17 protein-coding genes are annotated in these 21,220 nt (G+C 59.1%); 2 read left to right on the forward strand and 15 right to left on the reverse strand.

Going from position 1 to position 21,220, the window contains the following annotated elements; genetic code table 11:
* Positions 1-26: 26 nt before the first annotated feature.
* Genes ACM6IR_RS13695 through arnB form a run of 9 tightly spaced genes read right to left on the reverse strand, consistent with a single transcriptional unit; the run spans position 27 to position 10,422 of the window.
* On the reverse strand, positions 27-1,619 hold the full coding sequence (locus ACM6IR_RS13695; protein WP_414908199.1) for an ArnT family glycosyltransferase: 1,593 nt from the start codon (positions 1,617-1,619) through the stop codon (positions 27-29).
* Positions 1,619-3,004, reverse strand: coding sequence for a UDP-glucose dehydrogenase family protein (locus tag ACM6IR_RS13700; protein WP_414908200.1), 1,386 nt, complete (start codon positions 3,002-3,004; stop codon positions 1,619-1,621). Before ACM6IR_RS13700 ends, ACM6IR_RS13695 begins: the two co-directional genes overlap by 1 nt.
* Entirely contained in the window at positions 3,001-3,402 is a 402-nt protein-coding gene (gene arnF, locus ACM6IR_RS13705; RefSeq protein WP_414908201.1) for a 4-amino-4-deoxy-L-arabinose-phosphoundecaprenol flippase subunit ArnF, read from the reverse strand. The genes ACM6IR_RS13700 and arnF overlap by 4 nt, the downstream gene beginning before the upstream one ends.
* Entirely contained in the window at positions 3,399-3,743 is a 345-nt protein-coding gene (gene arnE, locus ACM6IR_RS13710) for a 4-amino-4-deoxy-L-arabinose-phosphoundecaprenol flippase subunit ArnE (protein ID WP_414908202.1), read from the reverse strand. The genes arnF and arnE overlap by 4 nt, the downstream gene beginning before the upstream one ends.
* Positions 3,740-5,389, reverse strand: a complete 1,650-nt coding sequence (gene arnT / locus ACM6IR_RS13715; RefSeq protein ID WP_414908203.1) for a lipid IV(A) 4-amino-4-deoxy-L-arabinosyltransferase — start codon at positions 5,387-5,389, stop codon at positions 3,740-3,742. Before arnT ends, arnE begins: the two co-directional genes overlap by 4 nt.
* The gene (gene arnD, locus ACM6IR_RS13720) at positions 5,386-6,270 is read right to left on the reverse strand and encodes a 4-deoxy-4-formamido-L-arabinose-phosphoundecaprenol deformylase (protein ID WP_414908204.1); all 885 of its coding nucleotides are present in this window, start codon (positions 6,268-6,270) and stop codon (positions 5,386-5,388) included. Before arnD ends, arnT begins: the two co-directional genes overlap by 4 nt.
* A complete protein-coding gene (gene arnA, locus ACM6IR_RS13725; RefSeq protein ID WP_414908205.1) occupies positions 6,270-8,261 on the reverse strand; it encodes a bifunctional UDP-4-amino-4-deoxy-L-arabinose formyltransferase/UDP-glucuronic acid oxidase ArnA in 1,992 nt (663 codons plus the stop codon). The genes arnD and arnA overlap by 1 nt, the downstream gene beginning before the upstream one ends.
* Positions 8,258-9,277: an undecaprenyl-phosphate 4-deoxy-4-formamido-L-arabinose transferase gene (gene arnC / locus ACM6IR_RS13730; protein ID WP_414908206.1), complete on the reverse strand. Its 1,020-nt coding sequence runs from the start codon at positions 9,275-9,277 to the stop codon at positions 8,258-8,260. Before arnC ends, arnA begins: the two co-directional genes overlap by 4 nt.
* Entirely contained in the window at positions 9,274-10,422 is a 1,149-nt protein-coding gene (gene arnB, locus ACM6IR_RS13735) for a UDP-4-amino-4-deoxy-L-arabinose aminotransferase (protein ID WP_414908207.1), read from the reverse strand. Before arnB ends, arnC begins: the two co-directional genes overlap by 4 nt.
* 387 nt (positions 10,423-10,809) lie before the next feature.
* Here arnB and xerC point away from each other — a divergent pair, with 387 nt between their 5' ends.
* Positions 10,810-11,748, forward strand: coding sequence for a site-specific integrase (gene xerC, locus ACM6IR_RS13740; RefSeq protein WP_414908208.1), 939 nt, complete (start codon positions 10,810-10,812; stop codon positions 11,746-11,748).
* Positions 11,749-11,758: 10 nt separating this feature from the next.
* Here xerC and ACM6IR_RS13745 read toward each other — a convergent pair whose 3' ends face one another.
* The 6 genes from ACM6IR_RS13745 to phbB all read right to left on the reverse strand — a co-directional run bounded on the left by ACM6IR_RS13745 (position 11,759) and on the right by phbB (position 19,720).
* On the reverse strand, positions 11,759-12,829 hold the full coding sequence (locus tag ACM6IR_RS13745; RefSeq protein WP_414908209.1) for an ABC transporter ATP-binding protein: 1,071 nt from the start codon (positions 12,827-12,829) through the stop codon (positions 11,759-11,761).
* Positions 12,826-14,424 (reverse strand): ABC transporter permease, encoded by a 1,599-nt coding sequence (locus tag ACM6IR_RS13750; protein WP_414908362.1) that lies wholly within the window; start codon positions 14,422-14,424, stop codon positions 12,826-12,828. Before ACM6IR_RS13750 ends, ACM6IR_RS13745 begins: the two co-directional genes overlap by 4 nt.
* 3 nt (positions 14,425-14,427) lie before the next feature.
* Positions 14,428-15,441 (reverse strand): iron ABC transporter substrate-binding protein, encoded by a 1,014-nt coding sequence (locus ACM6IR_RS13755; protein ID WP_414908210.1) that lies wholly within the window; start codon positions 15,439-15,441, stop codon positions 14,428-14,430.
* A 494-nt stretch (positions 15,442-15,935) separates the two neighbouring features.
* The gene (gene phaC, locus ACM6IR_RS13760; RefSeq protein ID WP_414908211.1) at positions 15,936-17,639 is read right to left on the reverse strand and encodes a class I poly(R)-hydroxyalkanoic acid synthase; all 1,704 of its coding nucleotides are present in this window, start codon (positions 17,637-17,639) and stop codon (positions 15,936-15,938) included.
* Between the two features lie 97 nt (positions 17,640-17,736).
* Positions 17,737-18,915 carry an acetyl-CoA C-acetyltransferase gene (locus ACM6IR_RS13765; protein WP_414908212.1) on the reverse strand — a complete coding sequence of 393 codons (1,179 nt, stop codon included), beginning with the start codon at positions 18,913-18,915 and terminating at the stop codon, positions 17,737-17,739.
* 58 nt (positions 18,916-18,973) lie between these two features.
* A complete protein-coding gene (gene phbB, locus ACM6IR_RS13770; protein ID WP_414908213.1) occupies positions 18,974-19,720 on the reverse strand; it encodes an acetoacetyl-CoA reductase in 747 nt (248 codons plus the stop codon).
* Between the two features lie 459 nt (positions 19,721-20,179).
* Between phbB and ACM6IR_RS13775 the strand changes: the two genes are divergently transcribed.
* A complete protein-coding gene (locus ACM6IR_RS13775; RefSeq protein WP_414908214.1) occupies positions 20,180-21,217 on the forward strand; it encodes an AraC family transcriptional regulator in 1,038 nt (345 codons plus the stop codon).
* Positions 21,218-21,220 lie beyond the last annotated feature (3 nt).

A 21,220-nucleotide genomic window follows, 5' to 3' on the forward strand; every position in this document is an offset into this window, starting at 1 on the left:
GCAGTCGTTAATATGTTCCGTCCAGACTATGGTTTCAGGTGCAGCAAGACGAAATCATTCTTATCGAAACGCCCACTCAACACGGGTGGCAGCGCACCCACAACAGTGCCTTGCAGTGCGTTGTAATCGTTCAGGTCCATCATCAACCAGGCAGGTCCCGCCAGGCTTTCCAGTTCCTGAGTCGTTTCCGTGAAAACCGGTTTCAGGTCTTGCTCGGTATTGACCATAAACTTGATGCCCTTGGCGTCCTGGCCCATGCGATGCAGCACCAGGGGCGCGGGGTCTTTCTGTACAAGCGCGAGCGCGTCAAGGCTGAAGGTCCGCGAGTCATAGAGCTGCCGTTCGACCGGTTCGAACACCAGGATATACATCGACCACAATCCGAGGACTGCGCAAAACGCCAGCGTTTGCGCCCGCCAGCGAGGCCTGAAAAGCGCTGCCAGTGTGACGACTTGCAGCAGGCCCAGAATCACCAAGACAGGCATGAGCGCAGTCATGGTCAGCTGTTCTGGAAACCGTCGATGACCGAAGAGAAGCGCTCCGATCAGCAGCGCTGGAATCAACAGCCACAATCCTTGCATCAAACCCCGCAACCAGCCGAATACCCGACCCTTCGCAACCTGAAACGGATACGCCGCAATAATCGCCGCCATGGGCAACATCGGCAGCAGGTAACGGGCTTTTTTCGCTTGGGGAATCGACAACCCGACCATCACGATCAGTCCGGCAGCTGCGCAATATTGCAACAGCCGAAGCTCGGGTCCGGCCTGGCGCGGTTTGACCAGCCACACTGCCGCCAATGCCAACAGCGCCAACGGGTATGCCAGCGCATAGTTACCCATCGAACTGGTGAAGTAATACAGCGAACCACTGACGCCCTCACTGCCGTTCATGCGTCCCATGAACTGCATGCGCACCACGTCTTGCATAAAGACCGGGCCGCCACTGGCTTCGGCCAGCCATAACAAAGCGCCGACGCACACCGCGAGGAGTACGGCCGCCGTCAGGCCGAAACCGAACAGTCGCTGCCATTGACGATTGAGCAAGAAGTAACTGCACAGCATGCCGGTCGGAACGACCAAACCAATCGGCCCACGCACCCCGAAACCCAGGAGCAACAGGGCAAAGATCAGCAGCCAGCGTCGAGGCGCCGCAAAATGATCGGCGGCATAACCCACATAGAACACCGAAAACGCCACTGCCGCGAGTATCAGGTCCTGAGACACGGCACGGGTTTCGGTGACAAAGGTGTTGGTCAGCAACAACAGGGCGATGCTCAGCAGCGCCCATCGTTGGGAGCAGGGCGCCAACAACCGGTACATCAACGTGACGATCACCGCCGCGGCTATGGCACTCGGAAACCAGGCGCTGAAGCTGTTGACCTGCCCGAATGGCAAGGACAACAACCAGATAAACAGCGTCGAGACCGCCGAGTAATCAGCGTAAGGCTGGCCGTAGGTGGTCGGAAACACCGTCGGCCCATGGCGCAGCATTTCCTGGGCGAACAGCACAAACCGCGAATCGAAGCCGATCGCCGCCTGCTGATAAACCCCGGCGCTGAACAGCACCAGCGCCAGCAGCCCGATGATGAGCGACTGCTGGCGAACCGGTATGGACATCACAATTGAGTGACGGCTGGAGTCACCGGCCACTGTTGATGTGGAATCGGCAATTTGCGTGACTCACCGCGTCCCATCGGGAAATACGTGAACCCGTTGCGTGCCAGGCGATCAGCGTCGTAGAGGTTGCGTCCGTCGAAGATCACCGGTGCAATGAGACGCTGCTGGATCAGGTCGAAGTCCGGCGCTTTGAACTGCTGCCATTCGGTGCAGATGATCAGCGCATCGGCATCGGTCAATACCGATTCCGGTGTGCCCATGAGCATCAGTTTCGATTCGTCTGGATACAGCTTCTGGGTTTCCTGCATGGCTTCCGGGTCGAACGCGCGAACGTTGGCGCCAGCCGCCCACAGTGACTCCAGCAGCACCCGGCTCGGTGCATCGCGCATGTCGTCGGTGTTGGGTTTGAACGCCAGGCCCCACACGGCGAAGGTCTTGCCCTGCAACTCGCCCTTGTAGAACGCATTGATGCGGTCAAACAGTTTGTTTTTTTGGCGTTCGTTGATGGCTTCAACCGCTTTCAGCAGGTCGTTTGAGCAATGGGCTTCTTCAGCGCTGTGGATCAGGGCACGCATGTCCTTGGGGAAGCAAGAACCGCCATAACCGCAGCCGGGATAGATGAAGTGGTAGCCGATGCGTGAGTCGGCACCGATGCCCAGGCGCACCGATTCGATGTCGGCGCCCAGGTGTTCGGCCAGTTCGGCGATCTGGTTGATGAAGCTGATCTTGGTCGCCAGCATGCAGTTGGCCGCGTACTTGGTCAGCTCGGCGCTGCGCAAGTCCATGAACATGACACGGTCGTGGTTACGGTTGAACGGTGCATAGAGATCACGCATCACATCACGCACAGCATCGCTTTCGCAGCCGATGATGATCCGGTCTGGACGGCGGCAATCGTTCACGGCCGAGCCTTCTTTCAAAAACTCCGGATTGGATACGATATCGAACTGCAGCGACCGGCCGGCTTTTTCCAGGCATTGGTCGATATGTGCACGCAAGGTATCGCCGGTGCCCACCGGCACCGTGGATTTTTCCACCAGAATCACCGGTTGTTCGCGGTGACGCGCGACCGCGTCTCCCACGGACAGCACGTAGCGCAAGTCTGCCGAGCCGTCTTCCCGTGATGGTGTCCCGACCGCAATGAACAGCACCTGGCCGTGCTGCACGGCAAATTTCTCGTCCGAGGTGAACTGCAACCGTTTGCTTTCCAGACCTTCGCGCACCAGGCTGGCCAGCCCTGGTTCGAAAATGCTTACGTGGCCGTGCTGGAGCAACTCGACTTTCTTCTCGTCGATGTCCATGCAAACGACATCATGGCCGACTTCAGCCAGGACGGCTGCTTGCACCAAGCCAACGTAACCGCTACCAAATACACTGATTTTCATGGAGTACTCCTGAGTTCGCGCGCGCGAGCAGGTCGAGAGTTAATGGTGATGACGCCTAGTATGACCAGGGCCACCCCGAGGCTTTTTGAAAGAGTGAAATCTTCGTTGAACAGCGGCAGGCTGGCGGCCAACAGGTACACCAGCGCGTAGCTGATGCTCAGGAGCGAATAAGCCCGGCCCAACGGCACATCCCGCAGGGCAACCAGCCAGCAAAGCATCGACAGGGCATAAGCGAAGATCGCTGCCAGCACCACGGCGACGGCGTACAAATCGATGTTGGAGCTCAATAATTGTTGCGGGACGGGCAGGCGACTCATGCTCCAGCGCATGCCCAACTGCGCGGCGCTGACCAACAGCACGCTGCCCAGCGCGAAGGTGATTCCGCGACGAAGGTTCATGTGTGTTGCCCCAGCAGAACCACGCCACCGATCACCAGTGCCACACCCAGCCAGTGGCGACGGTCGATGGTTTCGTGGAACACGAATCGGGCGACCAGGGTGATAAGCACGAAATTCAGACTCAGCATCGGGTAGGCAACGCCGACTTCAAGACGCTGTAGCACCAGCAACCAGACCAGCAGCCCCAACCCCAGGGCCGCGAGTGCCAGCCAGAGCCAGGGTGAGAGCAGTTTTTCGCCCCAGCCTGTGGTTTGGCCGCGCCAGCTTTCCACGGCGTACTTCTGGGCAATCTGGCCCAGGCACGTCAGCAGGCACGCGGCCAACAACAGCAGCAGACTCATGACGGCTCCTGTGGGAAGATCAGGATCACGATGTTGCCTCGTTCATAGCGTTTGCCATCCTTTGGCAGCAGTTCGACTTCGTGCAATTCGTCGTCACCCTTGACGCGCATGACTACACCGACCGAGCCTTTCCGGCGGGCTTCGTGCATCCACGCTTGAACCTTATCCAGATCAATCTGTTGCTGCACGCCGTCAGGATAGTCAAGGCCGTATTTCAATTCGCCAATCGTGTTGTACAACGCCACGTCCGGGCGTTTCAGGCGCCAGGCCAACGCCGAAGCGGCACCCAGGTCATTGCTCAGCAACTGGCTGGCGTGGCCGAGTTCCGGTGCATGCTCAAGGATGAACTGATCGGGCATTTTGTTGGCGACCACCGATTCGGGCAGCCCCGCCGGCAACAAGCCAATGAGCAGCAGGCTGCCGATTGACGGCGCCGCCCAACATTGCAGGGGCCTGAAGGCCTGCAGCAGGTTGGCCATGATCCAGCCGGTCAGGCCGATGAACACCAGCACCAGATTATGCAGTTCATGATTGTACAGCGGCTTTTTCAGTTGCAGGTAGACCAGTGCCAGCAGGGTTATCAGGCCCAGGGCCAAATTCAGCAAGCCATTGATGCCCAGCACCCGGCCTTGGTCGAGCTTCAAGCGGTCTGCCAGTACATTACCCAGCAACAACGCCAGCGGCAGCAGGCACGGCATGATGTAGGTCGGCAGTTTTCCGTTGCTCAGGCTGAAAAAAAACAGCGGCATCAATAGCCACAGCAACAGAAATCCGATGCGTGCCTGGCGTCGCGTTTCCCAGGCTTGTTTGAGCGCCGATGGCAGCAACCCCGCCCACGGCAGACTGAATGCCACCAGCAACGGGAAGTAAAACCACCACGGTGAGTCGTGCTGCGCGTCGTCCCCGGCGAAGCGTCGAATATGTTCGTGCCAGAAGAAGAATCGCCAGTAATCGGGCTCTTGAGCGTGCACTGCCAACACCCACGGCAGACTCACCGCAATGGCCACGACAATCGCCACAGGGCCGAAGATCAACAGTTCACGCCAGCGTTTTTGCCAGAGCATCCAGGGCAGGGCGATCAGCACGGGCAGCAGCCACGCGAGAAAACCCTTGGTCATGAACCCCATGCCGCAAGCCAGGCCCGTCACGGCCCAGCCAGCCAGGCGCTGGCCACGGTTGACGCTGTCCAGCGCAAACCACAAACCGACAAGGCTCAGATTGACCCAAAAGGTGAACTGCGGGTCGAGGTTGGCATAACCAGCCTGGCCGGCGATCACCGTGAAACTCATGTACAGCAACGCGCAGGCGAAGCTTTTGCGCGGCTCGTTCCACAGCTTGCGGGCGATCAGGTAACACAGCAGCATGCTGAGCCCGGTGCTGACAGCTGAAGCGATGCGCACGCCAAACAGGTTGTCGCCAAACACCGCTTGGCCGATGGCGATCATCCAATAACCGGCCACCGGCTTTTCAAAGTAGCGCAGGCTCATGAAATGCGGCGACACCCAGTCGCCGCTCAGGAGCATGCCCTGGCTGATCTGGGCGTAGCGGGTTTCGTCGGGAATCCATAAGCCATGGGTGCCCAGTGGCAGCAGATAGGCCACCGCGCAAACGATCAGTAATATCGGTAACGCCCAGCGCTTGGTCATGCGCCCTGGACTCCCAGCCAGCCTTCGCGGCCTGGGAGCGTGCCACGCACCACTTTGCCGATCGGCAGGGTGCCGGGGACCTCAGGCAGCAAATCGCCCAAAGGTTGAAAACAGATGCCTCGCTGGCGCGCGTCGGCCAGCAGTTGGCGGAAATCGTTGGCCATCAGAATCCCTTCTACTTCGGCATGTATCGTGTAAACGTTGAGTTGTTCAGGGGTGAAGCGGTCAAGAATGTACGCGTTGAAGTCCTTGGAAGCCACCATCGGGCCGACGACTTCATCGAAGGTCGGCAGGTCAACCGGGATCTGCGGTGCACCCAGACCGCCACCGGCCAGAGTCGGCTGGAACAGGCTGTGGCCGCGACAGTCGCTGTTGTAGCGAAAGTTGAAACCTTGCTTGGCTTCGATCACACGCTCGTCCGCCCGCCAACCGGCGGAGGCCGAACACGTGACGTGCTGCCCGAGGATGTCACTGAGCTCGTCCACGCCTTTACGAATCTGCTCGACCAGCTGTGCATCGCTCCAGCGCCCGGCATTGGCCTGCCACGCATGGTGATCCCAGGCGTGCAGACCGATTTCATGCCCGGCGGCCTGGGCCTGACGCATCAAGTGCCCGAGGTCACGGCCAATCGGTTTGCCTGGCCACGCGGTGCCGGCCAGCAAGATGTCCCAGCCATAAAGGCCGGCTGCGTTGGAACGGAGCATTTTCCAGAGAAATTGCGGGCGGATGAGGCGCCATAAATGGCGCCCCATGTTGTCCGGACCGACACTGAAGAAAAAGGTTGCTTTGACCTGTGCTTCATCAAGGATTTCCAACAGTCGAGGCACCCCCTCACGGGTGCCTCGGTAGGTATCGACATCGATCCGAAGGCCTGCCTGCATCAGCGCTTGTCCGCGATTTCGAGCATGGCTTCACGCAGGAAGAAATCCAGTGTGTTGCCGATGGTTTCGTTCATCTCTACGGTTGGCGCCCAGTCCAGCAGACGTTTGGCGTTGTCGATGCTTGGTTTGCGATGGGACACATCCTGATAGCCGGTGCCGTAGAACGCCTTGCTTTCCACGTCGCGGAAACCGGCGAACGGCGGGAAGTTGCTGCGCAACGGGTGAGCTTCGAACTGGCGCAACAGCTCTTCGCCCAATTGACGAATGCTGGCTTCGTTGTCCGGGTTGCCGATGTTGATGATTTGACCATTGCAGACGTCGTTATCGTTGTCGATGATCCGCGCCAGGGCTTCTACGCCATCGGCAATGTCGGTGAAGCAGCGTTTTTGCTCACCACCATCGAACAGACGAATCGGCGTGCCTTCCACCAGGTTCAGAATCAGCTGGGTAATGGCCCGGGAACTGCCAATACGCGCCGAGTCGAGACGGTCAAGGCGTGGACCCATCCAGTTGAAAGGACGGAACAGGGTGAAGTTCAGGCCTTTCTGGCCGTAGGCCCAGATCACACGATCGAGCAATTGCTTGGAGACCGAGTAGATCCAGCGTTGCTTGTTGATCGGACCCACGATGAGGTTGGAGGTGTCTTCGTCGAAGTTGCCGTCCTGGCACATGCCATAGACTTCCGAAGTCGAAGGGAAGATCACGCGCTTGTTGTATTTGACGCAGTAACGAACCAGTTTCAGGTTCTCTTCGAAGTCCAGTTCGAAAACGCGCAACGGGTTGCGTGTGTACTCGATTGGCGTGGCAATCGCCACCAGCGGCAGGACCACGTCGCACTTCTTGATGTGGTATTCGATCCACTCGGAGTGGATGCTGATGTCGCCTTCAACGAAGTGGAAGTTCGGATGGCTGCGCAGGCGTTCGATGGCGTCTGAGCCGATGTCGAGGCCATACACTTCGTATCGGTCGTCACGCAGCAGGCGCTCGGACAAGTGATTGCCGATGAAGCCGTTGACACCCAGGATCAGCACGCGGGTGCGACGCGGGGCACGACCGGACTCTGCGCCACGCAACACGGAACCATCCACCAGACCCAGCTCATTGGCCAGCTGTGGGCCGCTCAGGTACAAGCCGTTTTCGTTACGCTGCCCGGCGTTGACCACCAGGGAGTCTACGCCGCAGGCAATACGCAGCGGGTCGACGCTGATGACACGGCCAGGTGCCAGGCCTTCATTGCCCTTGACAACTTCGGCGCTCCAGACGATCAGCTTGTGTTCGCCCACGGCGCAGAAAGCGCCCGGGTATGGCTGGGTCACGGCGCGGACCAGGTTGAACAGTTCTTCGGCCGGTTTTTGCCACAGCAGTTTGCCGTCTTCAGGCGTACGACGACCAAACACCGTCGCTTTCGATTCGTCCTGTGCGGTTTCGCTGATTTTGCCCTGAAGCAACGTCGGCAAGGTTTCACGCAGCAGCTCGGAAGCGGCCGAACGCAATTTAGCGTGCAGGGTCAGTGCCGTGTCACTGCGCTCAATCGCCACCCGTTGCTGGGCAATGATTGCGCCAGCGTCGGCACGTTTGACCATGCGGTGCAGGGTCACGCCGGTTTCGGTTTCGCCTTTGACCAGGACCCAATTGGCCGGTGCGCGGCCACGGTAGCGTGGCAGCAACGAACCGTGCAGGTTGAACGCGCCTTTACTGGCCGTGGCCAGCAGCGGTTCACTCAACAGGTTGCGGTAGTAGAACGAGAACAGGTAATCCGGGTTGAGCTTGCTGATGCGCTCGATCCACAGCGGATGGTTGGCATCTTCCGGTGCATGCACCGGGATACCGTTGCGGGCACACAGTTGCGCAACGGAGCCATAGAAGGCGTTTTCCTTCGGGTCATCGGCGTGGGTAAACACGGCCGCGATGTCATAGCCGGAGCTGAGCAGGGCTTCGATGCCGGCACAGCCGATATCGTGGTAGGCGAAGACAACAGCTTTTGCGCTCATGAGAGAACCTGATCTGAAGAGGTGGAATTGAGACTGTCAACGAGAACGACAGGTGCTGGCGTGGCGGATGGGCTACGCAAGACCTTTTCGATAAAGAACCGGGGGCGGGCGCGGACGTCGCTGTACATGCGACCCAGGTACTCGCCCAACAGGCCCATGCCGATGAATTGCCCGCCAGTGAAGACGAACAGCACAGCGAACAACACGAATGTACCGCCACCGGCCCAACCTGCGCCGAAGACCAGGCGCAGCATGACCAGCGCGATGGCGAAAAGAACGCCCAGTGCGGCCATGGCGAAGCCGACGATGCTCAACAGTCGCAGGGGCGTGGTGGTCATGCAGGTCACCAGGTCAAACATCAGGTTGACCAGGCGCATCGGGCTGTACTTCGATTCGCCGTGTTCGCGCTCGGCGTGCATCACCAGGATTTCCGTGGTGTGCCGGGCGAAGCTGTTGGCCAGGATCGGGATAAAGGTGCTGCGTTCGCGGCAGGCGAGCATGGCATCGACGATGGTGCGCCGGTAGGCGCGCAACATGCAGCCGTAGTCGCTCATGGCGACACCGGTAGAGCGCTGCACGGCGAGGTTGATCAACTTCGACGGCCAGCGACGCAGGGCAGAGTCCTGACGGTTGTTACGCACCGTGGCGACGACGTCATAGCCCAGTTCGGCCTGAGCCACCAGGCGCGGGATCTCTTCGGGAGGGTTTTGCAGGTCCGCGTCAAGGGTAATGACTACATCACCCTTGCACTGTTCGAACCCGGCCATGATTGCGGCGTGCTGGCCGTAGTTGCGATTGAGAATGACCGCCACCACCGAACTGCCTTCACGATTGGCGGCGTCTTCGAGGAGTTGCGCCGAGTCGTCGCGGCTGCCGTCATCCACCAACACGATTTCATATTCATGTTGCAGCTGCTGACACGCCGCTTCGGTGCGCCGCAGCAGCTCCGGCAGGCTATCTTGCTCGTTGTAGACCGGGATGACGATCGACACGCAGCGGATGGGATAAGGTTTCACAGGTTTTTGTCCAGTGTGTTTTTAATGGCGCCGACGACACGATCAACATCATCGAGGGTCATATCGGGGAACAACGGGATCGAACACAATCGCGCCGAGTTCCATTCGGTGTTTGGCAAGTAAATCTCGGGGTAACGCTGACGGTAGTAAGTGTGCAGGTGTGTGGCGATAAAGTGAATACCTGTGCCGATGTTCTGTTCCTGCAAGGCCTTCATGAACGCTTCGCGGTCGAGCCCGCAGTGCTCGGCGTCGATACGCAGGATGAACAGGTGCCAGGCATGCTGCTGCGGGTAGGCAGGCACGGTCAGCGGTTGCACGGGCAGGCCTTCGAGCCGCTGCAAGTAGGCCTGGGCCAGTTCCGTGCGCTTGGCGTTGATCTCGTCCAGACGCTGCAACTGCACCAGGGCGATGGCGGCATTGATGTCCGCCAGGTTGTATTTGAAGCCGGGCTCCATGACCTGGGCCTGAGGCTTGCGGCCGTGGGTCAGGCGGTCGTAGGCGTCGACACCGAGGCCATGAAACTTGAGCATGCGTACACGGTTGGCCAGCGCTTCATCGTCGCTGACGAACATTGCGCCTTCGGCGCAGGTCATGTTCTTGATCGCATGGAACGAGAAGATCGCCGTGCCCTTGGCGCCGACGTGGCGCCCTTTGTAGTACGTGCCCGCCGCGTGGGCGGCATCTTCGATGACAGGGATACCGTGTTTATCGGCCAGCGCATAGAGCGGGTCGAGATCGAACGCCGCGCCGGCGTAATGCACGGGAATGATCGCCCGGGTGCGAGGCGTGATGGCGGCCTCGATGCTTGAGAGGTCGCTCATCAGGGTGTGGCGGTCGACGTCGACAAACACGGGGGTCGCGCCCAGAAGGCTGATCATGTTGGCCGTGGAGACCCAAGTCTGGGACGGTGTGATCACTTCGTCGCCGGGACCGATTCCCAATGCCAACAGAGTGATATGCATACCACCGGTAGCCGAAGAAAGTGCAACGGCATGTCGGCACCCAACGTAGTTGGCGAATCGTTCTTCCAGTTCCTGGTTTTTTGGCCCGGTCGTGATCCAGCCGGAGCGCAATACTTGCTCGACGGCGGCTATTTCTTCATCGCCGATACTGGGTCTGGAGAACGGGAGAAACGCCTGACTCATGGGCACCTCGGGGCGTAAAATTGGATAGCCTTGGAGGCTACAAAAGTGGATCCAGTATAAGGATAGATGCTAAACACGCACGGTATCAATAAGTTACGAGCATCTGCAGAGAAACTGCATCAGTTGACTTTTCCTGCTATGAGCGGCAGGTTGGAGCCTCGCAGGGGTCGCGCGTAATCCTCTGAGATTAGGCCCAATTTTGTGAAAGGAACATGAAAAACCGGTCGGGGAATCATTTATCTGAGGACGATTAAGCGAATGTTCAGACTTCTGCCGCTCATCACGCCCTTTGTGTAGAAACGTCCTACGGAATTACTCTGTTTTATATGAAGGATGTTTCCATCCTTAGTTGTTTTAATAAGCTGTTTTCACTCAAGGCTGTTACGTTTGATTGACTTACCTGTCGCTGATTCAAGTGCTGCCAAGACCAATCCGCTGACTCTGTACCTGGCGCGACTTGCTCCCTCCAGCCAGCTGACCATGCGCTACATTTTGCAGGATGCCGCTGACCGCCTGGGCTTCGAAGACATGAACGTCGAGGAAATACCCTGGCACGCACTTCAGCCTGAAAACGTCGTGGCGCTGGTGGCGACCCTGCGCGAGGACGGCTACGCGCCGAACACGTCATCCTTGTACGTCAACGCGCTGCGCGGGGTGATGAATGAAGCGTGGCGCATGAGCCTGATCAGTCAGGAGCACTTGCTGAAAATGCGCTCGGTGAAGGGCATTGCCGGCACGCGATTGTCCCAGGGCCGCAATCTCAAGCGCACGCTGATCCAGGAATTGATGGCGGTCTGCGCCGCCGATCCACGGCCACAAGGCCTGCGGGATGCGGCGATCATCGGTATTTTGTACGGTTCGGGAATGCGTAAATCCGAATCGGTGAACTTGGACCTTGATCAGGTCGATTTCACCGAGCGCAGCCTGCGGGTGACTGCCAAGGGCAACAAACAATTGATCAAGTACGCACCCGCCTGGGCTTTTGCCAAGCTGGATGCCTGGCTGGAGCTGCGGCGTTCGCTACTGGGGGAGGGGCAGGACGATGATCCGTTCCTGTTCAACCGGATCCGTCGTGGCAGCCACATCACCCGCGAGCGCATCACCAAACATGCGATCTATTACATTGCCCGGCAGAGGGGCGCGCAGGTGGGGGTGAAGATCATGCCGCATGATTTTCGGCGCTCATTCATTACCCGAGTGATTGAAGAGCACGATTTGTCGATCGCGCAAAAGCTCGCCCATCACAGCAATATCCAGACGACGGCCAACTACGATGTGCGCGATGACAACGAGCGGCGTCGAGCGGTTGATCGCTTCGATCTTTGAAGGGTACGGTTCAAGGTTCTCTCAGTACGTGGGCGTGGCCAATCGTCGAAACGTGAACCGTGCTCCCCGCAGGCGGAGCGTGCAGGCCGGAACTGCGCACCAGTATCGAGCGCCCCGACGTGTTGTCGGCGAGCAGAGACTCCAGTTCCACGGTCAAGGTGCAGGTGTTGCCACCGAAATCGCGGTCTGTCACCACGCCTTTACAGCCTTGCGGATGCTCCGCGCCAGTCGTTGGGTTGCTGACCTGGAGTTGCTCGGGTCGCAACATGATCTGTGCGCTAAGGTTATTCCTGTGGTTGTTGACCGGTACCCGTCCCAGATCGCAATGAGCCCAGCCAGCTTCGATTCTGGCGGGCATAACCACGGCTTCGCCGAGAAACAACGCGGTTTGCTCGTCGTCGGGATACCGGTAGAGATCCAGCGGATGCCCTGACTGTACCAGTCGCCCCTGGCGCATCACAGCCAGTTGATCGGCGAACGACAACGCTTCGCTCTGGTCATGGGTGACCAGAATGGTGGTGACGCCAGTATCGGCCAGCAGTCGCGCGACCAATTTTCGCATGGCGGCGCGCAACCCCGTATCGAGTGCGGAAAACGGTTCGTCCAGTAGCATCAAGCGCGGCTGTTGTGCCAAGGCCCGCGCCAGCGCCACACGTTGCTGCTGACCGCCCGAGAGTTCGTGGGGCCAGCGATTAGCCATGTTCGAGTCCAGGGCAACACTGTCCATCAACTCGGCAATGCGCTCCTGTTTTTCGACCCCCTTGGTCGACAGCCCGAAACCGATGTTGGCCGCCACGGTCATGTGCGGAAAGAGCGCACCGTCCTGCGGAACATAGCCAATCAATCGTTGATGCGCTGGCACCTCATGCGTGCCGTCGACGAGCGTCTGCCCGTTGAGCGACAGGCGGCCGGAATCGGGGAATTCGAAGCCGGCGATCATCCGCAGCAAGGTGGTCTTGCCGGAACCTGAAGGGCCGACGATGACGGTCCGGCTGCCAGTGGGTACGGACAGGCTGATGTTATCCAGGGCTCGATATGAACCGTAGGACTTAGAGATCGAGTGCAGTTCAAGAGCGTTCATCGGCCTGCCGTTCGTTTGGATTGATGATAAAGAAGCCCGGTCAACGGAAGCGACAGCAAAACCATCAGCAAGGCATAAGGCGCTGCGGCGGCATAATCGATTTCGCTGGTCATCGCCCAAAAACCGGTTGCCAGGGTCCGCGTGCCGTTGGGGGCGAGCAGCAGCGTGGCCGTCAGTTCATTGGTAATCGCCAGGAACACCAGCGCAGCACCGGCTGCAGCGCCAGGCGCGGCCAGTCGCAGGGTGATCAGCCACAGCGCCCGAGCCGGCGAGCGCCCGAGGCTACGGGCCATATTTTCCAGTTCCACCGGGGCCTGTGCGATACCCGCACGCAGACTCACCAGGGCACGGGGCAAAAACATCAGCAGATACGCCAGCAACACCGTGATCGTGGTCTGGTAAATCGGTCGGGCAACATGGATCGTAAACGTCACCAAGGCCAGGGCGACGACAATCCCGGGCAGCGAACTGGTGATGTAGTTGCAGCTTTCCAAAATCCGTTGCAACCGCCCTGGCGAGCGAATCGACAACCAGGCAATCGGGATCGCCGCACAGGTGGTCAACACCGCACCCGCGGCCCCTAACAGCAGCGTCTGCTCCAGTGCCGGCAGCAAATCGGCGGACTCCCAGACGTGCGATCCGCCCGCGATCAGCCATTTGCCCAAGGTAATCAATGGCACGCCGAGCGCCAGTGCACAGGTCACGATCTGCAAGGTCAGCGCCAGCGCGGTGGTCGTGCTGCCGAGGTGCACGATTCGCTGCTCCCGTGCACTTCCTGGCCCCACCCTGGCATAACGCGCATTGCCGCGAGCCGCCGATTCAGCGGTGAGCATTGCCAGGCAACACAGCGCCAGAATCCCGGCCAGCATGTTGGCGGCGGGCCCGTTGAAGGTGGATTTGAATTGGTCGAAGATCGCCGTGGTGAAGGTGTCGAAGCGAATCATCGCGTACAGGCCATATTCCGCCAGCAGGTGCAGACCCACCAACAGCGCGCCGCCGCAGATTGCCAGCCTCAATTGCGGCAACACTACGCGAAAAAACACCGCCCAAGGCTTGAGCCCCAGTGACTCACCGACATCTTCGATTGCCGGATCAAGCCGGCGCAACGTCGCAGCAACCGGCAGGTACAGAAACGGGAAGTAGGCGATGACCGAGACCAGAACCCCGGCAAACAGCCCATTGATCGGTGGCACCAGGCTGACCCAGGCGTAGCTGTGAACGAAGGCGGGGACCGCCAGCGGCGCAGTTGCCAGCAACGACCACCAGCGCCGCCCCGGCAGGTTGGTGCGTTCTGTCAGCCACGCCAACGCCACGCCGAGTGCGACGCACAAGGGAATGGTGATCACCACCAGCAATACGGTGTTGATCAGCAACTCGCCGACTCGTGGCCGCCATACCAGCGTCACAAGGGTTGCCCAGCCTGTCTGGAAGGACACGCCGATCACGAATGCAATCGGCAGCAGTGCCAGGAGTGAAACCAGCACCGACATACCGGTCACCCACGCGCCGCCGCGGCCCGCAAAGAGACCGCGGGAGCGTCGTCGCAAGTTCGCGGGTATCGCCTCGGCGACACCCGCCGGTAAGGTTTCAGGGATCAATTAAAGCAGTCCCGCCTGAGTCATCAGTTCCACGGCTTTTTTGCTGTCGAGTTTGGAGGCATCGACAGTCGGCGCGTCGAGCTGCTGCAAGGGCACCAGTTTTGGGTTGGATTGAGCGTTCTGGCCCACGGCGTATTCAAACGATTTGCCGTTCTTGAGGACTGCCTGGCCGTCTTTGCCGGTAATCCACTTGAGGAACGCCTGTGCTTGTTCCTTGTGTTTGCTGGAAGCCAGCACGCCGCCGCCCGACACGCTGACAAATGCTCCAGGGTCTTTGTGTTTGAAGTAGTACAGCGCGGCGTTATTGCTGTTTTCGCCGGTCTTGGCCTGGTCGCCGAAGTGGTAATAGTGATAGATCACGCCACTGTCGATCTGCCCGGCATTCACCGCTTTGAGCACTGCGCTGTTGCCCCGGTAGGCGGTGGCATTGGCTTTCATCGCTTTCAACCACTCGAGAGTGGCGGCTTCGCCCTTGAGTTCGAGCACGGCGGCGACAATGGCCTGGAAGTCAGCGCCTGCAGGTGAAACACCCCAGCGACCTTTCCAGCGCGGGGAGGCGAGGTCCATCAGCGACTTGGGCAAATCGGCTTCTGGCAGTTTGCTCGGGTTGTAGACGAAAACGGTGGAGCGCGCTGCGATGCCCACCCATTTGCCATGTGCCGGACGGTAGGCGGCGCCCACCTGTTCCAGGGTGGTCGGCGCAACCGGTGTAAACAGGCCCGCGTTGTCGACCAGCACCATCGCCGGGGAGTTTTCGGTGAGGAACACGTCTGCCGGCGAGGCGGCGCCTTCCTGCACGATCTGGTTGCCCATCTCGGTGTCATCGCCGTTGCGTACGGTGACTTTTATCCCGGTTTCCTTGGTAAAGCCATCGATCCAGGCTTTGGTCAGGCTTTCGTGTTGGGCGTTGTAGACCACGATGCCGTCGGTATCTTCGGCATACACATGACCGGCGCTCAACAGGGCGGTGACCAGCAGGGCTTTTTTCAGGAAAGAGGGCAGGGGGAAATTCATGCGCTGACAGCTCCAGTTTTTTTAGAATCGTGCTACAGATTTGACAGATTCGACGGGGAAGGTCGTCGATTATTGTAGATCAATACGAATCATTTGCATGTTTGAGGCGCGGCGAATGTAGAGTTTGAAATGAGAAAAAAATGTGAAAATAACGGTTAAATTGTGTGATTTGATTCGCTGGGGGGTTGGGGGGATATCCGATTTTTTGGTTGCGGCGGCTATTGGTTCCGCCCTTACGGCGGGTCACTTTGAAAAGCGCAAAGTAACCAAACGCTCTTGATGTGTGGTGAGAATCAAAAGCCATACGCCGATCCAATATCCACTGTAGGAGCGGGCTTGCTCGCGATGGACGTGAACGATAACGCGTGCTGTCTGGAAAAATGCGTCGCCATCGAGTTCATCGCGAGCAAGCTCGCTCCTACACATACAGGGAGCGAGCCTGCTCGCGAAGCTGTTGATCTTGAGCTGTCTACCCCTTCTCCTGCAGCTGAGCCTCATTGCATGACATAACGCCCGGGTGCTGGTTCCAGTGCCGGGTACTGGACGTTTCCGGTTTGCACTACCGAGGGCTGGCGTTCGCCGGCGTGTTCGGCCAGCCAGGCGAACCAGTCGTTCCACCAGCTGCCGGGGTGTTGCTGGGCGTTCTTGAACCAGGTTTCAGGGTTCTTCGTAATCCGGTTGTTGGTCCAGTAGTGACGCTTTTCCTTGGCCGGAGGGTTTATCACCCCGGCAATATGGCCCGAAGCGCCCAGCACAAAGCGTTTGGTGCCGGACAGCAGTTCGGTGCTGGCGTAAGCGCTTTTCCAGGGCACGATGTGATCGTCGTGGGTGGCGAGGATGTAGGCGGGGGCGTCGATGGTGCGCAGGTCCAGTTTCACCCCGCAGCAATCCAGCTCGCCGGATTTCAGGTCGTTCTGCAAATAGGTGTGGCGTAAATACCAGCAGTACATCGGTCCGGGAAGGTTGGTGCTGTCGTTGTTCCAGTACAGCAGGTCGAGGGCGGTTGGTTTTTGGCCCTTGAGGTATTTGTCGACGTTGTAGTTCCACCACAAGTCGTTGGGGCGCAGCAGCGAGAAGGTGTTGCCCATGTCTTCGCCCCTGAACAGACCGATGGGGCCATTCAGGCCGCCGATGGTGCGCTCGCGGTAGGCCACCAATTGTTCGTCGACAAAGATGTCGATGGGGCCGGTATCGAGGTAATCGAGGAAGGTGGTGAGCAGGCTCACGCTGGCGATGTCTTTGTCGCCACGGGCTGCCAGCACGGCCAGCGCCGAGCTCAGCAGCGTGCCGCCGATGCAGAAACCCACGCAGTTGGGCCGTTGCTCGCCGTTGATCTCACGGGTTACCTGCAAGCCTTTGATGATGCCGGTTTCGATCAGGTCATCCCAGGTGGTATCGGCGTGTTCCTGATCGAAGTTGCGCCACGACATCAGAAACACCGGGTGTCCTTGCAGCAGCAGATGGCGAACCATCGAGTTTTCCGGGCGCAGGTCGAGGATGTAGTACTTGTTGATTGCCGGCGGAACGATAAACACCGGGCGCCGGTACTGGGTTTCGCTTTGCGGGTAGTACTGAATCAGCTGGAACAGTTCATTCTCGAACACCACTTCGCCGGGGGTGTTGGCCAGGTCGACCCCCACTTCGAAGGCGCCGCTGTCGCACTGACGCATCTTGCCTTCCTGCAGGTCGCTGGCAAGGTGCAACAGGCCTGTGATCAGGCTGCCACCTTGGGTATCGATCACGCGCTGCAGTGCATCGGGGTTGCTCGCCAGGAAGTTGCTCGGTGCGCCGGCAGCAATGGCCTGTTCAACCAGATACAGCAGGCGCTGACGCGGTTTTTTTTCCTTGATGGGCAACGTGTCCAGCAGCTTCAGCAAAAAGCCGGCATTGAGCAGGTAAAACGCCGCAAGGGAGCCGAACATCGGCGCGCTCCAGTTTCCGCTGGCGAACCGTCGATCTTCAAAGGTGAAGGGCTGGCCGCTTAGCAGGCGCTGGCCAAGTTCGCCCCATTGCATCTGATAGTCCGACTGAAGGCTGTCGAGGGTGCCGCGCGGCAAATCGAACCAGTCGTTGTATTCCTGCCCGGTAAACCACGGATTGGTGCTGACCCAGAGACGCAATTGTTGCACCGCAAAGGAGGCAATGAACGGGACCTGGCCTGACCAGAAGGTATTGAATGTATGCGCGTTGTTGTCCATGGAACTCCTTGTCCACATCAGTAAATCGGGCAGAAAAAAATGCGGCGCCGGACTTCGGCGCCGCGTCAGCAGTCAAGCAGGCAGTCCTGGGTTTTTTCTATCGTTCGATGACCAGGCTGACACCCTGGCCGCCACCGATGCACAGCGTGGCCAGGCCTTTCTTGCCGTCGCGACGTATCAGCTCGTGCACCAGCGACACCAGAATCCGCGCGCCCGATGCGCCGATCGGATGCCCCAAGGCAATTGCGCCACCGTTGACGTTGACCTTGCTGGTGTCCCAGCCCAGTTCCTTGCCGACCGCCAATGACTGCGCAGCGAAGGCTTCGTTGGCTTCGATCAGGTCGAGGTCGTCCAGGCTCCAGCCGGCTTTCGTCAGGACCAGTCGGGTGGCTGGCACCGGGCCGATGCCCATGATCGACGGCTCCACACCAGCGCTGGCATAAGCCTTGATGCGCGCCAGTACGGGCAAACCGAGTGCCAGGGCCTTGGCTTCGCTGGCCAGTAACAGCACGGCGGCGCCATCGTTGAGGGTCGACGAGTTGCCGGCGGTCACGCTGCCATTTTTTTGAAAGGCCGGTTTGAGGTTGCCGAGTGCCTGGAGCGTGCTGTCCGGGCGAGGTTGTTCGTCGGTGTCGAAGACCAGCGGATCGCCCTTGCGCTGAGGAATCAGGATCGGGGTGATTTCACGCTTGAAGTAACCCGCTTCGATGGCGGCAGCGGCTTTCTGTTGCGAGGCCGCGGCGAAGGCGTCCTGATCTTCACGACTGAGTTCGTACTGACTCGCCAGATTCTCAGCGGTAACGCCCATGTGGTAGTCGTTGAAGGCGTCCCACAGACCATCCTGAATCACGCTGTCTTGCAGTTGCGCATGACCCAGCCGCAGGCCAGTGCGTGCCTTGGGCAGAACGTAAGGGGCCAGGCTCATGTTTTCCTGGCCGCCGGCAATCACCAGTTCGGCATCGCCGCAACGGATTGCCTGGACCGCGAGCTGCACAGCCTTGAGCCCGGAGCCGCAGACCTTGTTCAGGGTCAGGGCAGGGGTGGTATAGGGCAGGCCTGCCTTGATCGCGGTCTGGCGTGCCGGGTTTTGGCCCGCCCCTGCGGTTAGCACCTGGCCGAGGATCACTTCATCGATCTGGCTCGGCTCGACACCGCTCTGTTCCAGCAGGCTGCGAATCACCGCGGCCCCCAGTTCGGTGGCGGGAATCGTCGACAAGGCACCCTGAAAACTGCCAATGGCGGTGCGCGTAGCGGCAACGATTACGACTTCGTTCATGCATGACCTCATTAAATTTGTCTCGAGCAGGAGTGGGGCGTCCATGCCCCCGACAGGCTTATTGCATGTTCATGCCGCCGTTGACCGAGAAGTCGGCGCCGGTGCTGTAGCCCGATTCATCGCAAGCCAGCCACGCCACGATGGAGGCGATTTCTTCGGGTTGGCCGAGGCGTCCGACCGGAGTGGCCGCGATCATGGTGTCGAGAATGTCCGGACGGATGGACGCGGTCATGCTGGTCTGGATGTAGCCAGGGGACACGGTATTGACGGTCACGCCCTTGCCGGACACTTCCCGGGCCAGGGCCATGGTGAAGCCATGGATTCCGGCTTTGGCGGCGCTGTAGTTGGTCTGGCCGAACTGGCCGCGCTGACCGTTGATCGAGGAGATATTGATGACCCGTCCCCAACCCTTGGCCAACATGCCTTCAATCACCTGTTTGGTGGTGTTGAACAGGCCGGTCAGGTTGGTGCCGATTACGGCGTTCCAGTCTTCCGGGGTGAGTTTGCGGAAGGAGGCATCGCGAGTGATGCCGGCGTTGTTGACCAGCACATCGATCGGGCCGAACTGCTCACGCGCCAGCTCGAAGGCTTTGCGGGTCGATTCCCAATCGGTGATGTCGCCGTAGATGCATTCGAACTGATAACCCGCCGCCAGCTGTGCGGCAATCCAGTCGTTCTTGCGGGCGGAATCGGAGCTGCAGCCCACGATGACTTTGAATCCTTCCTTGTACAGGCGTTGGCTTATCGCAGTGCCAATCCCACCCATACCACCCGTTACCAACGCAATACGACCAAGTGACTTCATAGACTCCCTTCCTTTTTTTATATTGCGTTGCAAGATGGGAGGATTGTTCGGTATCGGCTGGGTGTGCGGAAGTGTTGAGAGGTGACTGTCTGGTGTCCAACGGTGCCAATCCCGGATTGGAAAAGAACGGGTAGCTACTGAGATCGCCCGTGTAGCAGCTGCCGAGCCTGCGAGGCTGCGTTCGGCGGCGAAGCCGTCGTAAACCCTGTATGCGAGATCGTCCTGACACACCGAGGAGCCCGGTTTTACGACGGCTTCGCCGCCGAACGCAGCCTCGCAGGCTCGGCAGCTGCTACAGGTAGCGTGAAGTCACGGGGGGGGGGCGAACGTGGCAAAAAAGCGTGAATACCTATACTGAGATCAACTCTTCAAATTAAACCTGCAATTACTATTTGCTGTAACGTAGATCAGTCATGGCTCCGGACAGGATGTTCGGTTCCACAGGTCATTGAGGACGCCATGTATAGAATGAGTTCAGGCTATGCCAGCGTGCTGGTAAATACGCTCTCGGTTCAAGGACTGGATGTTGCCAGTCTGTGTCGGGAGGCTGGACTAGACATTGATCTCGCGAACAATCCAGGAGCGTTTTGCGAGCGAAGGGCGGTCTACAGACTATGGGATCTGGCCGCTCAGGCCTCGGGCGATCCAGACATCGGCTTGAAGGCTTGTGGCAGTTTCCACCCCGGTAGCTTTCAGATCGTCGGCTACACCATGATGTCCAGCCTGAACCTGAAAAAAGCCCTTGAGCGCCTGGTCCGTTTCAGTCCATTAATTGGCACTGGCTTCAGCCTTTTCTTTACATCGGAACAGCAGAATTACCGGCTGTCCGGGCTCGATCATCAACAAAAAGGATCGGTTAAACCTCGCCAATACACCGATGCAGGGCTGGCTGCATTGCTGGGCTTCTGCCGTAAGTTGGCGGGAGGCAACTCACCGCAACCCTTGAGTGTCGGATTCACCTATCCCGAACCTGAAGACACTTCCGAGCATCGACGGTTGTTTGGCTGTGCGCTGCATTTCGACGCGGCTTACGACAGCATTTTGTTTGACGAGCAGGAGCTGCTGCGTCCGTTGAGCATGGCCAACGAAGCGTTGGCAGTGTTGCATGACAGTTTTGCCGAGGCGCAACTGGATCTGCTGTTTGGCTTTTCCATTGTCGGCAGGATTCGGGCGCTGATTACCGAGCGCTTGAGTCAGGGCCAGAGGCAGTGCGATATGGAGTCGATTGCCGCTGAGTTGAACATCAGCAAGCGCACGCTACAACGTGCTTTGGAAAAGGACGGGGCGCAATTCAAGGATGTGCAGAATGCCGTGCGTCGGCAGTTGGCCGATTTTTATTTGCGCCATTCTCACTTCAATATGAAGCATGTTGCCTATCTCCTTGGTTTTCATGACCACAGCAGCTTTAACAAGGCTTGCAGCCGCTGGTTTGGCATGACACCTGGTCAGTATCGGGCCGATGAGTCGTTCGGCATCGAGGTGGCCGCGCCGGTCTGACGC

It is taken from the genome of Pseudomonas sp. IT-P253 (assembly GCF_949768125.1).
GTDB lineage: Bacteria > Pseudomonadota > Gammaproteobacteria > Pseudomonadales > Pseudomonadaceae > Aquipseudomonas.

Bases quoted from the DNA above. Each gene is read 5' to 3' on its own strand.
- ACM6IR_RS13695 (WP_414908199.1), bottom strand. From the start codon at position 1,619: ATGTCCATACCGGTTCGCCAGCAGTCGCTCATCATCGGGCTGCTGGCG.
- ACM6IR_RS13700 (WP_414908200.1), bottom strand. From the start codon at position 3,004: ATGAAAATCAGTGTATTTGGTAGCGGTTACGTTGGCTTGGTGCAAGCA.
- ACM6IR_RS13765 (WP_414908212.1), bottom strand. From the start codon at position 18,915: ATGAACGAAGTCGTAATCGTTGCCGCTACGCGCACCGCCATTGGCAGT.
- arnF (WP_414908201.1), bottom strand. From the start codon at position 3,402: ATGAACCTTCGTCGCGGAATCACCTTCGCGCTGGGCAGCGTGCTGTTG.
- arnB (WP_414908207.1), bottom strand. From the start codon at position 10,422: ATGAGTCAGGCGTTTCTCCCGTTCTCCAGACCCAGTATCGGCGATGAA.
- ACM6IR_RS13755 (WP_414908210.1), bottom strand. From the start codon at position 15,441: ATGAATTTCCCCCTGCCCTCTTTCCTGAAAAAAGCCCTGCTGGTCACC.
- ACM6IR_RS13745 (WP_414908209.1), bottom strand. From the start codon at position 12,829: ATGAACGCTCTTGAACTGCACTCGATCTCTAAGTCCTACGGTTCATAT.
- arnT (WP_414908203.1), bottom strand. From the start codon at position 5,389: ATGACCAAGCGCTGGGCGTTACCGATATTACTGATCGTTTGCGCGGTG.
- arnE (WP_414908202.1), bottom strand. From the start codon at position 3,743: ATGAGTCTGCTGCTGTTGTTGGCCGCGTGCCTGCTGACGTGCCTGGGC.
- phbB (WP_414908213.1), bottom strand. From the start codon at position 19,720: ATGAAGTCACTTGGTCGTATTGCGTTGGTAACGGGTGGTATGGGTGGG.
- ACM6IR_RS13775 (WP_414908214.1), top strand. From the start codon at position 20,180: ATGTATAGAATGAGTTCAGGCTATGCCAGCGTGCTGGTAAATACGCTC.
- arnD (WP_414908204.1), bottom strand. From the start codon at position 6,270: ATGCAGGCAGGCCTTCGGATCGATGTCGATACCTACCGAGGCACCCGT.
- arnA (WP_414908205.1), bottom strand. From the start codon at position 8,261: ATGAGCGCAAAAGCTGTTGTCTTCGCCTACCACGATATCGGCTGTGCC.
- phaC (WP_414908211.1), bottom strand. From the start codon at position 17,639: ATGGACAACAACGCGCATACATTCAATACCTTCTGGTCAGGCCAGGTC.